We start from the raw sequence: 16160 nt of genomic DNA, 5'->3' as shown, positions 1-16160 counted from the left end.
TTGTTACCCGTGGTGCTCTTCCTTCCGATGAGGAGGCTCGCCGTGTGCGTGCGGCGCTGGTGGGTGGTCCACATGCGGATGCGGGGCGGGCTTCGGGTGTTCCTTGGGCGCCGGCGCCGGCCGTTGCGCGTGCAGCGCCTTCTGCTCGTTCGCTCGGCGTGCCGCATCGGCCTGCTGCTCTCGCGCAACCAATGCGGGATCGACCGGCGGCGGACGATGCTCCTGTTCGTTGATCGCAGGTGCTTCCCTTCGGGGTGCTTCAGCACTCGCCTGCACAGGTGCCGGGTGCGGCACCGCGGGCTCTGCTCCCTTGGCCGCGACTGGCGACAAGAGGGGCTGCGGATGCGCCTGAGCCGATGCCGTCGGTACCTGCGGTGGCACCGCGGCCGCTGGCCGTACAGCCTCGGCGGATCGGGGTGCAGCGGACGGATGCCCCGGCATGAACGCCGCGACCGGCTTCGCGCTGGCGGGTACCGGGGCCATGGCATGCACGACAGGCGGCAGTGCAGCCGCAAGATGCGCGCTCGCCGGCACCGCTGCTTCGAATGGCCGGCCACTGGCCGTTGCACTGGCAGGTGCCACCACCGTCACCGTGCGCGTGTTGTTGATGTTCGTGATGTTGGTGACGTTCGTCGTCGTGTTGTTCGTCACGTTGTTGATCGTCGTGTTCTGCACCCGCATGCCGACGTTGGTGACCGGCGGTGCGCTGACGACCACTGCGGGCGGCGTGCCGATGGGCGCCGGCACGATCAGGCCGAGCCGCGAACCAGGTGGCGCAGGAACGAATACGCCCTGCGGTCCGATGGGTGCGAGCCCGGCCACCACGCCGACTGCTGCAACGGACACCGCCAGGCTCAAGCCCAGCGGCGGCGGAATGAATGCGACGCCCGGCGCCGACCAATGTCCGGTGATGAAGACCACGGTGCTGTCGCGATGTTCGTAGTAGGGCTGGACCCATGCGTAACCCGGTTGGGGGGGCGCGGCCCAGCGGCCTGCGGCCCACACCCAGCTGCCCTGCCACGTCCAATAGCCACCGGTCCAGATCGCGCCCTGAAATGGCAGGGGCGTAGGTACCTCCACCAGCATCGGTGGCGGCGCCCACGCCACGGCAATCGGCGGAGGCTGGTACAGCGGCGGATCGACATACACGCTGACCACAGGCGGGGCAACGGCTACTGCAGGCGCGGGCTGAACGGCGACATAGCGCACCGGCTGTGGCTGGACGACGCAGCCTGCGGCCAGGAGCGTCAGGGCCATGCCCGCGAGCTGGGCGACGGAACGTGAAGATGGTTTGTTCATTCAGTCTTTCGATTCGCGTGCGCTGCTGCGCGGAAAGGACCTAACGGGCCGTGAAAAATTGGCGATGACAGAAACGAGGAGAATTTCTCGCCGCCGCAAGTTTTCCTTCTTCGGTCGCAAGCCGTCAGGTCGTGCTCAGGCGATCTCTTCCAAGCGAACTCGGGGCGTCGTCAAACGGATGTGGCGTGCACGGCGAACCCGCCACCAGCGCGGCTGGTGCCTACATGAATCAAGCGCAAAGCACTTCGCGCAGATGCTCGACGAAAGCGCGCGCCGCGTCGGGCAGGCGCCGGCCCGCCATGCTCTGAACCTCGAAATGCCGCTCGTTCATCTCGCGGTCGCGCAAGGGGAGCGCAACGATCGTGTGGTTCTCGAGTTGCTGGCGCAGCGCGAGATCGCCGCAGAAGGTCACGGCCTGGCCGTGGGCTGCGTAGTGCACGAGCGGATAGAGGTGGTCGCTGGTCAAGGCCGCCTCGAGCGGCAGGCTCTGGCGGGCGCAGCTGATGTTGAGCAACTGGCGCAGCGTCGACGTGCTGGCCGGCAGCGCGAGCGGGTAATGCACCACCTGCGCGAGCGACACCTGCCGCCGCGTGGCCAAAGGATGAGACGGCGCCATGATCGCGCGCACGGGCGATGGGTAGCGGATCTCGACGTCCAGTCCTTGCTCCGAACCCAGGCTCACCGTCACGCCGAGGTCGACCAGGCCTTCGCGCACACGGCGTGCCACTTCGCGCTGCACGCACATGTCGAGCGAAAAGCGGATGCCCGGACAGCGCGCCTGAAACGCCGCCACCAGGGCCGGCAAGAACTCGTAGGCAAAGCCCTCGGTCGCAGCCAGGCGCACCTCGCCCTTGCGCAGGCCACGCAGCGCGAGGATGTCGTCGGTCACGCGTTCGATGTCGAGCCATGCGCGACGCGCGTGCGCCGCCAGCAGCTCGCCCGCTGAATTGAGCGCCATGCCACGGGCGCGCCGCTCGAACAGGAGGGTGTCGAGTTCGCGCTCCAGCCTGCCGATCTGGCGGCTCACGGCCGAAGGTGCCACGTTCAATCGCGCGGCCGCTTCGGTGACCGAACCGACGCGCGTCACCTCCAGGAAGTAGCGCATCGACTCCTCCTGCAGCACGCGCTGGTTGATCGTGCGCTTCGCGCGTGCGCCGGCGTTCTTGGAGGCTGAAGGCTTGGAGATGGAGGGTTTCATCGGCGTTCTCTGCATTGCGTTTGCGGCAACGCAACCTTCCAATCATTGTGCTTGCTACACGGCAGGGCGTGCTCCAGCATTTCCCCTCTTCCCTCTACAGAAGGATCTGTCCATGAACACTCCCCATCCGCAAGCGCTGAACCGACGATGGTGCGGTGCCGTCCTCGCAGGCTTGGTCGCATCTCTCGGCACGGCCATGCCCGCCCTGGCGCAGCCGGCCTACCCGGTGCGCCCTGTCACGCTGGTGGTGCCGTATCCGCCGGGCGGCAGCGCGGACACGGTGGGGCGCCTGGTCGGCCAGCGCCTGTCGGTGGAGTTGGGGCAGCCGGTGCTCATCGACAACCGGCCCGGTGCCGGCACCGCGGTCGGCGCGGCCTTCGCGGCAAAGGCGGCACCCGACGGCTACACCCTGCTGCTCGGCTCGGGCTCGACGTTCACGATGAACCCGGCGATCCGCCCGAACCTGCCCTACGACGCCCTCGGGAGCTTCGACCCGATCGCGATCGTCGCGCGCATCCCGCTGATCCTGCTGGCCAACAGGAACGTGCCCATCGGCAACGTCAAGGAGTTCGCCGCGGCGGTGCGCGCAACGCCGGACAAGTACTCGTACGCCTCGTTTGGCACGGGCACTTCGTCGCACTTCACGGGCGAGATCATCCTGCAGGCGGTGGGCGCGAAGATCATGCACGTGCCCTACCGGGGCAGCGCGCCAGCCATGACGGACCTGATCGGCGGACAGGTGCCGTTCTCGGTCGACACCGTCACTGCCGCCCTTCCCCAACTCAAGGGCGGCAAGGTCAAGGCGATCGCCGTGACCACCGCTCAGCGCTCCTCCCAGTTGCCGCAGGTCCCGACCTTCGCCGAGGCCGGCTACCCCGACGTCGATGCCGATACCTGGATCATGTTCGTGGCGCCGAAGGGCACGCCCGCGCCGGTGCGCGAGCGGCTGGAAAAAGCGCTCGCCAAGATCGTCGCCACGCCCGAGGCCAAGGCCGCGCTGCAGGCCCAGGGCGTGGAGCCCGCCTTTGGCGGGGCCGCCGCCTCGGTCGCGCAGATCGAGCGCGAACTGCCGCTCATGCGTGCCGTTGCCCGGCGCGCCAACATCCAGCCCGATTGATCGCGGGACATCACTGAACCCATGACCCATTTCTCTTCTTCCTCTTCCTCCGGGCTTGTCGAGCTCTCCGCAGTCGAGCTGCGGCGGTTGATTGGCACGCGCGCCCTTTCACCGGTCGAACTGCTCGAGGCATGCATCGCGCGCATCGAGCAGCTCAACCCCTTCGTCAACGCCGTGACCGCCACGTGCTACGAGCGCGCCCACACCGAGGCCCGCGCCGCCGAACAGGCCGTGATGCGCGGCGAGCCGCTCGGCCTGCTGCATGGCCTGCCATTGGGCGTGAAAGACCTTGAGCCGACGGCCGGGTTGCTGTCCACCATGGGCACGCCCACCCTGCGCAACCACGTGCCGTCGAAAGACATCGAACTGGTGCGCCGACTGCGCGCGGCCGGCGCGATCGTGGTGGGCAAGACCAACGTGCCCGAGATGGGCGCGGGTGCCAACAGCCGCAATCCGGTATGGGGTGCCACGGGCAACCCCTTCAACCCCAACCTCAATGCCGGCGGCTCATCGGGCGGTTCGGCCGCGGCACTCGCGCTGGACATGCTGCCGCTGTGCACCGGCTCCGACACCGGCGGCTCGCTGCGCATCCCGGCTGCCAAGTGCGGCGTGGTGGGCCTGCGGCCTTCGCCGGGCATCGTGCCCAGCGTGCGCAGAACCTTGGGCTGGTCGCCGATCTCGGTGGTCGGCCCGATGGGGCGGGACGTGGCCGACGCGTGCCTCCAGCTCGCGGCCACGGCGGGCCCGCATCCGGGCGACCCCTTGAGCTATCCGCTGGACGCGGCCGCCTTTCTTCGGCCGGAGCCGCAGGATCTGTCGCGCCTTCGCGTGGCCTGGACCACGGACTTCGGACACTGCGACGTCGACCCTTCGATCCGCCGCACGATGCGCGATCGCATGGGCGCCATGCGCGGGCTCTTCGCGGCCTGCGACGAGGCGGACTTCGACCTGGGCGATGTGCACCGCTGCTTCGACGTGCTGCGCGCGGAGGCCTTCGTCGCCAGCATGCGCGAAGCCTACGAACGCGCACCCGAGAGCCTTGGGCCGAACCCGCGCAGCAACTATGAGATGGGCGCGCGCATGAGCCTGCAGGACGTGGCCTGGGCACAGGCGGAGCAGACGCGCATCCTCCAGCGCTTCCAGAAAGTGTTCGAGAACTACGACCTCGTGCTGTCGCCCACGACGCCGGTGTCGCCCTTTCCCTGGACGCAGCCGCATGCGGCGCAGGTCGACGGCCGGCAGCAGGAGAACTACTACCGCTGGCTCGCCCTGACCTACGTGGTGACGCTGACCACGCACCCTGCGATCACCCTGCCCTGCGGGACCGACGAGGCTGGCATGCCGTTCGGCTTGCAGGCCGTGGGGCGTTTTCGTGGTGACCTTGCGCTGCTGTCGGCCGCGCAGGCGATGGAGCAGGCCTTCGCACCCGATGCACGGCTGCGTCGGCCGCGCCCTGATCTCGCGCGCCTGCGCAAGGCCGAGCCCGCACTCGATTCGATCGTGACCGCGCCGCCCGATGATCGATGTGCCAGCGTGCCTACCGACGGTGCGGCCGCACCGGTCGTCTGACGCCCTCTCGCTGCGCCGTTGCGCGGGGCCATGCGCGGCTGTGCACGGCCCGCTGATCCAACGCGATTCAGGCGTTCGAGGGTCGCGCAAACTCGATCGGCAAATCCTTGAACTGCTTGCGCAAACCCGGCGCAGGCGCCCCGCCCACCACGATGCGCGCAAACGCATCGAGTGGGCTGAAGAAGGCGGGCCGCAGGCGATTGAGCTTGCTTTCATCGACGATCAGAAAGCTCTGCGACGCGCTGCGGATCGCCGCCTGCTTCACCGGCACCTCGTGAAAGTTGGAGCAGCTCACGCCCCGCTCCAGGTCCAGCCCGCCGGCTGAAATGAAGGCCTTGTTCACGCCCAATCGGTTGAGATATTGCAGCCCCTCGTCGGAAAAGAAGGTGGCCGACGACGCGTGGTACAGCCCGCCCAGCAGCATCAGCTGCGTGTTCGGCCGGCGGCTCAGGATCGATGCGATGTTCGTGGAGTAACACACCACGCTCAGCGGCATGTCGGGCGGCAAGGCCTCCGCGAAATGGACCATGGTGGTGCCGCAATCGATGAACAGGCTGTCGTGCGCCTGCACCCACGTTGCGGCGCGTTCGCAGGCCACGCGCTTGTGCGCCGCATGCTGGTCGCTGGCCTCGTCGAGCGAGTACCTGTCGGCGCCCGGCAGCGTGGTCGCAAGCACGTAGCCGCCGAGGGCCGCGAGCGGTGAATCGGCGGCCGACAGGTCGCGGCGGATCGTCATTTCCGTCACGTCCAGCCGCTGGGCGGCCTGCTTGATCGGCAACGGCCCGCCCGCTTCGACGAGCTCCTGCATCTTTGCAAGGCGCAAGGCCCGGGCCTCGGCGCCGGCGGTCTTTCGCATGTTCTGGTTCCTCTGGTCCACAAGCTCGAGTATCGGGCATCGAAAATGTTATTTCAAAAACATCTTGCGCAGTTAAATGTTATTGAAATAACATTCAAGCCAAGACGCCGCCGGCCCTGCACGACGGTATGCACAACGACCGGAGACAAAGAGACATGCCCCTTGCCTGCCTGCCGCTCACGCGGCGCTTGCGCGCCCTGGCGCCCTTCACTCCATGACCTCCACTTCCCTCGTTCGCGCCAGCGGCGCAGTGCGTTCGCGCCCCGTCCCGTCCGCCGCGCCTGCATCGCCCCCGGCTGCTGTCGCCAGCGCCGCCGCGACGGCGCCCGACACCAAGCCGCACCCCATCGCACGCAACACCGCGCAACCCTTCGACTCCGGCTGGTTCGACAACCTCCGCGTCAATCTCTCGGCGGCCGAGCGCCGCGTGGCCACGCTGCCCGGCCGCCGCTCGGTCAAGAAAGATGCGCAGGCCGGCTGGCTGCTCAAGGCCATCAGCTGCATCGACCTGACCACGCTCAACGGCGACGACACGGCCGAGCGCGTGCGCAGGCTCTGCGCCAAGGCCGTGACGCCGGTGCGCCCCGACCTGCTGGCCGCGCTGGGCTTTGCAGACCGCGCGCTGCACACCGGCGCGGTCTGCGTCTATCACCGCTTCGTGGCCACGGCCGTCGATGCGCTCGCGGGCACCGGCATTCCGGTGGCGGCGGTGTCGACGGGCTTTCCGGCCGGGCTGATTCCGCGTGAGCTCAAGCTCAAGGAGATCGAAGCCTCGGTGCGCGATGGCGCGGCCGAGATCGACATCGTCATCACGCGCGAACACGTGCTCACCGGGCAGTGGCAAAAGCTGTACGACGAGATGCGCGACTTTCGCCTGGCCGCGGGCGATGCGCATGTGAAAGCCATCCTTGCGACCGGCGAACTGAAGACGCTGCGCAACGTGGCCAAGGCCTCGATGGTCTGCATGATGGCCGGTGCCGATTTCATCAAGACCTCCACCGGCAAGGAAGGCGTGAACGCCACGCCGCTGGTCACGCTGGTGATGCTGCGCATGATCCGCGCGTACGAAGCCCGCACGGGTTTTCGCGTGGGCTACAAGCCGGCAGGCGGCGTGTCCACCGCCAAGACCGCGCTCGACTACCAGGTGCTCATGAAGGAAGAGCTGGGCCGCGCCTGGCTCGAGCCCGACCTGTTCCGCATCGGTGCCTCCACGCTGCTGGCCGACATCGAACGCCAACTGGAGCACCACGTCACGGGCCGCTACTCGGCCTTTCACCGCCACCCGATCGGATGACCCGATGAGCAGCAGCCAGAACAACAACAGCAGCAGCGTCGCACGCTATTTCGACACCATGGACTACGGCCCCGCGCCAGAGAGCGACACCGACGCCCGCCAATGGCTCGCGCGCCATGCCGAGGGCTTCGGCCACTTTATCAACGGGCGCTTCACCGCTGCATCGGCCGGCCCGCGGTTCGACACGGCCGAGCCGGCCACGGGCCAGCGCCTCGCCGGCATTGCACAAGGCTCCGCGCAGGATGTGGACGCGGCCGTTGCCGCGGCACGCGCCGCGCAGCCCGGCTGGCTGGCACTCGGCGGCCATGGCCGCGCACGGCATCTGTACGCCCTGGCGCGCATGGTGCAGCGCCATGCACGCCTGCTCGCGGTGGTCGAGGCGCTGGACAACGGCAAGCCGATCCGCGAGACCCGCGACCTCGACGTGCCGCTGGTGGCGCGCCACTTCTATCACCACGCTGGCTGGGCGCAGCTGCAGGAGCGCGAGTTCGCCGACCAGGTGCCGCTGGGCGTGATCGGCCAGATCATTCCCTGGAACTTCCCGCTGCTCATGCTGGCCTGGAAGATCGCGCCCGCGCTGGCGCTGGGCAACACGGTGGTGCTCAAGCCGGCCGAGTTCACGCCGCTGAGCGCGCTGCTCTTCGCCGAGCTGGCAGCGCAGGCCGGCCTGCCCGCCGGTGTGCTGAACGTGGTGACAGGCGACGGCGCCACGGGCGCGGCGCTGGTCGCGCATGAAGGCGTCGACAAGATCGCCTTCACCGGCTCGACCGACGTGGGCCGACTGATCCGCGAGGCCACCGCGGGCTCGGGCAAGTCGCTCACGCTGGAGCTGGGCGGCAAGTCGCCCTTCATCGTGTTCGACGACGCCGACATCGATGCCGCTGTCGAAGGCGTGGTCGATGCCATCTGGTTCAACCAGGGCCAGGTGTGCTGCGCCGGCTCGCGGCTGCTGCTGCAGGAAGGCATTGCGGCCGACTTCATCGAACGCCTCAAGCGCCGCATGCAGAGCCTGCGCGTGGGCCCGCCGTTGGACAAGGCGATCGACATCGGCAGCCTGATCGACCCTTCGCAACTCGAACGCGTGCGTTCGCTGGTGGCCACCGGCGTGCGCGAAGGCGCAGCCTGCTACCAGCCGCCGGGCGCGTTGCCCGCGGGCGGCAGCTTCTTTCCGCCCACGCTGCTGACGGGTGTGCACCCCGCCTCCACCGTGGCGACCGAAGAAATCTTCGGGCCGGTGCTGGTGACCATGACCTTCCGCACGCCCGACGAAGCCGTGGCACTGGCCAACAACACGCGCTACGGGCTCGCGGCTAGCGTGTGGAGCGAGACCATCGGCCTTGCCTTGGGCATCGCGCCGCAGCTGCAGGCCGGCGTGGTGTGGGTCAACGCCACCAACCTGTTCGACGCGGGCGTGGGCTTCGGCGGCTATCGCGAATCGGGCTATGGCCGCGAAGGCGGACGCGAGGGCTGCTACGAATACCTGAAGCCGCGTGCATGGGCTGAGCGCAAGCCGCGTTCGGCAACTGCGTCGCTTCAAGCCGCGAACGAGGCAGACAAGGCACCGGCCGCTGCCGGGCTCCCGGTCATCGACCGCACGGCCAAGCTGTTCATCGGCGGCAAGCAGGTGCGCCCCGACGGAGAGTTGTCGTACCCCGTGTTCTCTTCCACCGGCCAACGGCTCGGCGAGGTGGGCAGCGGCAATCGCAAGGACATCCGCAATGCCGTGGCCGCTGCGCGCGCCGCCGCAAGCTGGTCGACTGCCACACCGCACCGCCGCGCGCAGGCTCTGTACTACCTCGCTGAAAACCTCTCGGCACGCGCCGATGAATTCGCCGCGCGCATCGCCAGCCTGACCGGCGTGGCCGCACGCGCCGCGCACGCGGAGGTCGATGCCTCGGTGAGCCGCCTCTTCGCCTACGGCGCATGGGCCGACAAGTACGAAGGCACGGTGCACGTGCCGCCGTTGCGCGGCGTGGCGCTGGCCACTGTCGAAGCCATCGGCGTGGTCGGCGTGGTGTGCCCCGACGAGGCGCCGCTGCTGTCCTTCGTGAGCCTGCTCGCACCGCTGCTCGCCATGGGTAACCGCACGGTGATCGTGCCGGGCGAAAAGCACGCGCTGGTCGCGACCGACTTCTATCAGGTGCTCGAAACCTCCGACCTGCCGGCCGGCGTGGTCAACCTCGTGACCGGCCCTGCCGCGGGCCTTGCGCAGACGCTGGCCGAGCACGACGACGTCGATGCGCTCTGGGTCTTCGGCGCGAAGGAACTGTCGCGCACCGCCGAGCGGCTGTCGATCGGCAACCTCAAGCGCACGCTGGTCGACCATGGCCTGGCCACGGACTGGCACGACGGCGCGGCCGCCGAGGGCCCGCTGTTCCTGCGGCATGCCACGCAGATCAAGAACATCTGGATTCCCTATGGCGAATGAACGTGGCGTGCACACCGAAACCAAGGGAAACCCCCGAATAGCAAACGTTTGCGCAAACGTTTTCCTTAACTAAGAATTGCGACCACAAGAACAGTTCCATTTGCAGGAGACAACATGCTGAAGTCCATCCATCCACTGCTCAACGCCGACGTGCTGTACGCCTTGCGTGCCATGGGCCACGGCGACGAACTGGTGCTGTGCGATGCCAACTTTCCGGCCGACTCGGTGGCGCGCCAGACCACGCTGGGCCGGCTGCTGCGCATCGACGGCGTGGGCACCACCGAGGCGGCGCGCGCCATCCTGTCGGTGCTGCCGCTCGACGAGGCGGTGGACGACCCGGCACGCCGCATGGAAATCATGGGCCAGCCGCACGAGATCCCACCGGTGCAGCAGGAGATGCAGCGCGAGATCGACGCGGCCGAGGGGCGCGTGCGCCCGCTGGGCTCCATCGAACGCTTCGCCTTCTACGAAGCCGCGCGCCGCGCCTACTGCGTGATCGCCACCGGCGAGCGCCGCTTCTACGGCTGCTTCATCTTCAAAAAGGGCGTGCTTGCGCCGCAGGCCTGACCCCATGAGCGTCGTCACTTCCAGGCAGCACGGCGTGGCCGTGCTCGGCATCTTCGTCGCCGACCTTGCATTCCGCGCGTCCAGCCTTCCGGGCGTGGGCCAGACCATCGCCGGCTCGGGCTTCGCGATGGGCCCGGGTGGCAAAGGGTCGAACCAGGCCGTGGCCGCCGCGCGCGCGGGCGCCGTCGTCACGTTCATCTCGAAGCTGGGGCAGGACGCCTTCGGCAATGACGCCCTCGCACTGTGGTCGCGCGAAGGCATCACGCCGCGTGCGCCGCAAGTGGCGGCGCAGCCGACCGGTGCAGCATTCATCTACGTGCATGAAGTCACCGGCGACAACGCCATCATCGTGGTGCCGGGCGCCGCGACGCTGATCGATGCCGCCGACGTCGATGCGGCAGCCGATGCGATCCGCGGCGCGCGCGTGTTCGTCACACAGCTCGAACAACCGGCCGCCGCCGCGCGCCGCGGGCTGGAGATCGCACGCGAGGCCGGCACGGTGACGGTGTTCAACCCCGCGCCCGCCCTGCCCTTCGACGACGCGCTCTATGCGCTGTGCGACTACATCACGCCCAACGAGCACGAAGCCGCCGCACTGAGCGGCATGCCCGTCGAAACCATCGAGGACGCGCGCCGCGCGGGCGACTTCTTCCTTTCAAAGGGCGTGGGCTGCGCGCTCATCACGCTCGGCGACAAGGGCGCCCTGCTGCACAGCGCCAGCGGCTCCGAGCACATTCCGGTGTTCCACGCCGGCGCGGTGAAAGAAACCGCCGGCGCCGGCGACGCCTTCAACGGCGGTTTTGCAACCGCGCTGGCCGAAGGCGCTACCGCCCGCGAGGCGGCACGCTTCGGTGCGGCGGTGGCCGCCATCTCGGTGACACGTGCCGGCACGGCGCCCTCGATGCCCACCCGCGCCGAGGTCGATGCGCTGCTGGGCCAAGCCCTAGCCCAAGCCGTCTGACAGGACCAGGACCCTGCCCATGAAGCTCAAGTTTTCAGACCGCGAACTCAACTTCCTGGTTGGCATCAACGTGCTCATCCTCGTGGTGGCGACGGTGCTCTCCAAAGGAGACTTTCTCGACGTCTACAACTTCCAGTCCATGGGCGGCCAGCTGCCCGAGCTCGGCCTGCTGGCCATGGGCGTGGCGCTGTCGATGATCTCGGGCAACGGCGGCATCGACCTGTCGGGCGTGGCGCTGGCCAACCTGGCGGGCGTGGTGGCCGCCACGCTCGCGCCGCAACTGGCCGCACCCGATGTGTCGCCGTGGCTCTACACCGGCTGGTTCGCCGCCGTTGCGCTGGCGGTGGGTTTGGCGGGCGGGCTGCTGAACGGCGTGCTGATCGCCAAGGCGGGCCTCACGCCCATCCTCTGCACGCTGGGCACGCAACTGCTCTACACCGGCCTGGCCGTAGTGCTCACGGGTGGTTCGAGCCTGCGCGTGGGCGATGCCGAAGCGCTCTCGGCCATCGGCAACGAGATGGTGCTGGGCGTACCGATTCCGTTCGTGATCTTCCTTGCCCTGCTGCTGGCCGTCGGCTGGCTGCTGCGGCAGAGCCCCTTCGGCATCCGACTGTTCCTGCTCGGCACCAACGCCAAGGCAGCGCGCTACGCCGGCATCTCGCAGGCCCGCATGCTGATCGCCACCTATGCGCTGTGCGGCTTCCTCGCGGCCGTGGCCGGCGTGATCATCGCCGCGCGCACTGCCAGCGTGAAGTCGGACTACGGCAACTCCTACCTGCTGATCGCCATCCTCATCACGGTGATGGCGGGTGTGCGGCCGCAAGGCGGCTACGGGCGCATGGTGTGCCTGTTCTTCTCGGCGGTGGCGCTGCAGCTGCTGTCGAGCACCTTCAACCTGCTGGAAATCTCCAACTTCTTCCGCGACTGCGCCTGGGGCCTGTTGCTGCTGTTCTTCCTGGCCTACGGGCGCTTCGGCCTGCAGGACCTGCGTGCCTTTCTTTCCACTGCGCGCACCAGCGCACCGCCGCATCAGCCCCCTCCTGGCGCGACGCAAAGAAACCTCGAGGGCTAGGAGACAAAAGAGATGCTGAAGAAAACAAAGATCGCCTGCACCGCACTCGCACTGACCACCGTGGCCTTTGCCTCGGCACTGCACGCGCAAGGCAAGCCGCAAGACATCGTCACCGTGGTCAAGATCACGGGCATCAGCTGGTTCAACCGCATGGAAGTGGGCGTGAAGGAGTTCGGCGCCAACACGCCGGGCGTGGCCACGCGCCAGATCGGCCCGGCCCAGTCGGACGCCGCGCAGCAGCAACGGCTGGTCGAAGACCTGGTGGCCAAGAAGGTCGACGCCATCGCCGTGGTCTCGATGGACCCGCCCACGCTCGAGCCCGTGCTCAAGCGCGCGATGGAGCGCGGCATCAAGGTCGTGACGCACGAGGCCGACAACCAGAAGAACACCATGGTCGACATCGAGGCCTTCGACAACACGGCCTACGGCGCGCGCATCAACGAACGCCTGGCGGCCTGCATGGGCCAGCAGGGCAAGTGGACCTCGCTGGTCGGCTCGCTGGGTAGCCAGTCGCAGGTGCAGTGGGCCGACGGCGGCGCGTCGAATGCCAAGAAGTACCCCAAGATGCAGCTGGTCGATGCCAAGAACGAATCGCTCAACGACGCCGAGAAGGCCTACGGCAAGGCCAAGGAAATGCTGCGCAAGCACCCCGACCTGAAGGGCTTCCAGGGCTCGTCGTCGCTCGACGTGCTGGGCATCGGCCGCGCCGTGGAAGAAGCTGGCCTGCAAGGCAAGGTCTGCGTGTTCGGCACGGGCCTGCCGAGCGAGGCGGCCAAGTTCCTCGAATCGGGCGCGGTGGGCGGCATCGCCTTCTGGGACCCGAAGGACGCCGGCCTCGTCATGAACAAGGCGGCCAAGATGCTGATCGACGGCAAGACCATCACCGACGGCGCCGACATGGGCGTGCCGGGCTACAACAAGGTCTCGGTCAAGAAGGGCCCGGGCGTCGGCATCATCGTCACGGGCCAGGCCTGGGTCGAGGTCGACAAGCAGAACTACAAGAAGTACGCCTTCTGAGCCTGCGAATCATGACCCTTGCAGCAGCGCCCTCCCCACGCGCCTCGCACGCCCCGGCCGCGCCGGCGGGGCGCCGCGTCTTTCTTGAAGTGCAGGACGTGCACAAGCGCTTTGCGGGCGTGCATGCGCTGCGCGGCATCGACCTCACGATCGAGGCCGGCGAGATCTACCACCTGCTCGGCGAGAACGGCTGCGGCAAGAGCACGCTGATCAAGATCATCTCGGGTGCGCAGCCGCCGAGCCAGGGCCGCATCGTGATCGACGGCAAGCCGCACGATGCGCTGTCGCCGCTGCAGGCGCTCACGCTCGGCATCGAGACGGTCTACCAGGACCTGTCCTTGCTGCCGAACATGAGCGTGGCCGAGAACGTCGCGCTCAGCGAGCAGCTGGTGAGCACCAGCGGCAAGCTGGCACGGCGCTTCGACCGCAAGGCGGTGGCGGCCACGGCCGTGCGCGCGCTGCAGACGGTGAAGCTGCCGACCGACGCCGCCTTCCTGGCGCGCCGCGTCGACGAGCTGCCGATTGCCACGCGCCAGCTGGTGGCGATCGCACGCGCCGTGGCCACGCGGGCGCGCATGGTCATCATGGACGAGCCCACCACCTCGCTCACGCAGAAGGAAGTGGACAACCTCGTGCACGTGGTCGAGGCACTGCGCGCGCAAGACGTGGCGGTGCTGTTCGTGAGCCACAAGCTCGACGAGTGCATGGCCATGGGCGGCCAGGCCATCGTGTTCCGCGACGGCACCAAGGTCGCGCAGGGGCCGATCAAGGACTTCACCAAGGCCGAACTCGCGCACTGGATGACCGGCAAGCAGCTCGATGGCGCACGCTACCGCCACCGCTCGCACGACGGCGACGCGTTGCTGAAGGTCGAGGCGCTGGGCCGCGGCGCGCAGTTCAGCGACGTCGGCTTCACGCTGCACAAGGGCGAGATCCTGGGCATCACCGGGCTGCTCGACTCGGGCCGCAACGAACTGGCGATGGCGCTCGCGGGCGTGCAGGCCGCAGACCGGGGCCGCATCGCGCTCGCCGGAAAAGAGATCGTGCTGAAGACACCCGTCGACGGCATTCGCCAGGGCATCGGCTATGTGCCCGAAGACCGGCTCAGCGAGGGCCTTTTTCTCGACAAGCCGATCCGCGACAACATCGTCACGGCGGTGCTCAACCGCCTGCGCGGCCGCTTCGGCGCGCTCGATGCGCGCCAGTGCCAGGCGCTGGCCGAACGCACGGTGGCCGACCTGCAGATCGCCACGCCCGATGTGGACCGCCCCGTGCAGTCGCTCTCGGGCGGCAACCAGCAGCGCGTGCTGATCGGGCGCTGGCTCGCCATCGATCCGCGTGTGCTGATCCTGCATGGCCCGACCGTGGGCGTGGACGTCGGCTCCAAGGACACCATCTACCGCATCGTGCAGCGGCTGGCCGAACAAGGGCTGGGCGTGATCCTGGTCAGCGATGACCTGCAGGAACTGCTGCAGAACTGCGACCGCATCCTGCTGATGCGCAAGGGCCGCATCGCCCACGACTTCGACGCGCAAGGGCTGCCCGAAAGCGAGCTGTACCGCGCGCTGGTTTCCGATACCCCCTCTCCCGCATTCTCATGACGGCTTCCACCATGCAAGCGCACACCACCGCTGTGCCCGCAACGCCCGAACCCAGGGCGCGCACGTCCTGGCGCCAATGGCTCGCGCAACGCCCCTCGGTCTTCACACTGGCGCTGATCGTGCTGGTGAGCCTGGTGGTGGGCGCGATCAACCCGAGCTTCTTCCAGCTGCCGGTGCTGTTCGACATCGTGCGCGCCTGCACGGTGCTGGGCCTGTTCGCGCTCGGCGTGCTGATCGTGCTGGCCGCGGGCGGCATCGACGTGTCGTTCGCGGCGATTGCCGCGCTCACGATGTACAGCATCACCAAGCTCGTGCTGAACTACTTTCCGGAAGCACCCATCGCGCTGCTGCTGGTGGCGGGCGCGGCCAGCGGCGCGCTGCTCGGCGTGCTCAACGGCCTGCTGGTGCATTGGCTCAAGGCGCCCTCGCTGATCGTGACCATCGGCACGCAGTACCTGTACCGCGGCATCCTGCTGACCTTTGTGGGCACCGTGTTCTTCATGAACGTGCCGCTGCCGATGGATGCCTTCGGCAAGCTCGCACTCTGGCGCTTCGACACGCCGCAGGGCCTGCATGCGGTGCTGCCGGCCACCGTGCTGGTGCTGGTGGGGGCTGCGCTTCTCACCTGGTGGCTGCTGAACCGCACGCTGATCGGCCGCGCGGTGTACGCCATCGGCGGCAGCCTGGCGATTGCGGAGCGGCTGGGCTACAACCTGCGCACCGTTCACATCTTCGTGTTCGCGTACGCGGGCTTCCTGTCGGGCCTTGCGGGCATCGTGCATGTGTCGAGCACGCGGCTGGCCAACCCTTTCGACCTGGTGGGCAACGAGCTGGACGTGATCGCCGCCGTGATCCTCGGCGGCGCGCGCATCACCGGCGGCAGTGGCACCGTGGGCGGCACGCTGCTCGGCGTGGTGCTGGTCACGCTCATCAACAACGTGCTCATCCTGGCGGGCGTGCCGAGCACCTGGCAGAAAGTCATCATCGGGGCCTTCATCCTCGTGGCCGGGGCCTGCTTCGCGATGCGCAAGCAGGGCTGAGGGCTGCTGCAGCGCGCAAGCGCGGCGAAAAGCCGGCCCTATCTGGCCGGCCCGTTCAAAGGGGAACGGACCCACGCGCCGGCCATCGACTTGCATCGGCACGGTCAATCCCGTACGCTGGCTCGACGTCCACGCGCCGCG

The 16160-nt window shown here is 68.3% G+C and carries 13 protein-coding genes; 10 read left to right on the top strand and 3 right to left on the bottom strand.

Going from position 1 to position 16160, the window contains the following annotated elements:
* Positions 1 to 3: 3 nt before the first annotated feature.
* Together BLQ28_RS32975 and BLQ28_RS13395 are read right to left on the bottom strand one after the other, a co-directional pair.
* Entirely contained in the window at positions 4 to 1299 is a 1296-nt protein-coding gene (locus BLQ28_RS32975) for a hypothetical protein (protein ID WP_176801110.1), read from the bottom strand.
* 229 nt (positions 1300 to 1528) lie between these two features.
* Positions 1529 to 2404 (bottom strand): LysR family transcriptional regulator, encoded by an 876-nt coding sequence (locus BLQ28_RS13395; RefSeq protein WP_371126680.1) that lies wholly within the window; start codon positions 2402 to 2404, stop codon positions 1529 to 1531.
* 205 nt (positions 2405 to 2609) lie between these two features.
* Here BLQ28_RS13395 and BLQ28_RS13390 point away from each other — a divergent pair, with 205 nt between their 5' ends.
* Together BLQ28_RS13390 and BLQ28_RS13385 are read left to right on the top strand one after the other, a co-directional pair.
* Positions 2610 to 3614: a Bug family tripartite tricarboxylate transporter substrate binding protein gene (locus tag BLQ28_RS13390; RefSeq protein WP_176801109.1), complete on the top strand. Its 1005-nt coding sequence runs from the start codon at positions 2610 to 2612 to the stop codon at positions 3612 to 3614.
* Between the two features lie 21 nt (positions 3615 to 3635).
* Entirely contained in the window at positions 3636 to 5183 is a 1548-nt protein-coding gene (locus BLQ28_RS13385) for an amidase (RefSeq protein WP_093239910.1), read from the top strand.
* Positions 5184 to 5250: 67 nt separating this feature from the next.
* Here BLQ28_RS13385 and BLQ28_RS13380 read toward each other — a convergent pair whose 3' ends face one another.
* The gene (locus BLQ28_RS13380; protein ID WP_093239907.1) at positions 5251 to 6039 is read right to left on the bottom strand and encodes a DeoR/GlpR family DNA-binding transcription regulator; all 789 of its coding nucleotides are present in this window, start codon (positions 6037 to 6039) and stop codon (positions 5251 to 5253) included.
* A 214-nt stretch (positions 6040 to 6253) separates the two neighbouring features.
* Between BLQ28_RS13380 and deoC the strand changes: the two genes are divergently transcribed.
* The 8 genes from deoC (at position 6254) to BLQ28_RS13340 (ending at position 16019) form a co-directional block, all read left to right on the top strand.
* Positions 6254 to 7333: a deoxyribose-phosphate aldolase gene (gene deoC / locus BLQ28_RS13375; RefSeq protein WP_218121931.1), complete on the top strand. Its 1080-nt coding sequence runs from the start codon at positions 6254 to 6256 to the stop codon at positions 7331 to 7333.
* Between the two features lie 4 nt (positions 7334 to 7337).
* Complete coding sequence (locus BLQ28_RS13370) at positions 7338 to 9761, top strand: aldehyde dehydrogenase family protein (RefSeq protein ID WP_093239904.1); 2424 nt, start codon at positions 7338 to 7340, stop codon at positions 9759 to 9761.
* A 114-nt stretch (positions 9762 to 9875) separates the two neighbouring features.
* Positions 9876 to 10328 (top strand): RbsD/FucU family protein, encoded by a 453-nt coding sequence (locus BLQ28_RS13365; RefSeq protein ID WP_093239902.1) that lies wholly within the window; start codon positions 9876 to 9878, stop codon positions 10326 to 10328.
* A 4-nt stretch (positions 10329 to 10332) separates the two neighbouring features.
* Positions 10333 to 11289, top strand: a complete 957-nt coding sequence (locus BLQ28_RS13360) for a ribokinase (protein ID WP_093239899.1) — start codon at positions 10333 to 10335, stop codon at positions 11287 to 11289.
* Positions 11290 to 11308: 19 nt separating this feature from the next.
* On the top strand, positions 11309 to 12361 hold the full coding sequence (locus tag BLQ28_RS13355; protein ID WP_176801108.1) for an ABC transporter permease: 1053 nt from the start codon (positions 11309 to 11311) through the stop codon (positions 12359 to 12361).
* A 12-nt stretch (positions 12362 to 12373) separates the two neighbouring features.
* Positions 12374 to 13378 carry a substrate-binding domain-containing protein gene (locus BLQ28_RS13350; protein WP_093239894.1) on the top strand — a complete coding sequence of 335 codons (1005 nt, stop codon included), beginning with the start codon at positions 12374 to 12376 and terminating at the stop codon, positions 13376 to 13378.
* Positions 13379 to 13389: 11 nt separating this feature from the next.
* Positions 13390 to 14979: a sugar ABC transporter ATP-binding protein gene (locus tag BLQ28_RS13345; protein ID WP_176801107.1), complete on the top strand. Its 1590-nt coding sequence runs from the start codon at positions 13390 to 13392 to the stop codon at positions 14977 to 14979.
* Entirely contained in the window at positions 14976 to 16019 is a 1044-nt protein-coding gene (locus tag BLQ28_RS13340; RefSeq protein ID WP_093239889.1) for an ABC transporter permease, read from the top strand. The genes BLQ28_RS13345 and BLQ28_RS13340 overlap by 4 nt, the downstream gene beginning before the upstream one ends.
* Positions 16020 to 16160 lie beyond the last annotated feature (141 nt).

This window comes from Variovorax sp. EL159 (genome assembly GCF_900100965.1).
Taxonomy (GTDB): domain Bacteria; phylum Pseudomonadota; class Gammaproteobacteria; order Burkholderiales; family Burkholderiaceae_C; genus Variovorax.
The sequence above is the reverse complement of the archived record's forward strand: the minus strand, read 5'-3'. Positions and strand labels throughout refer to the sequence as shown.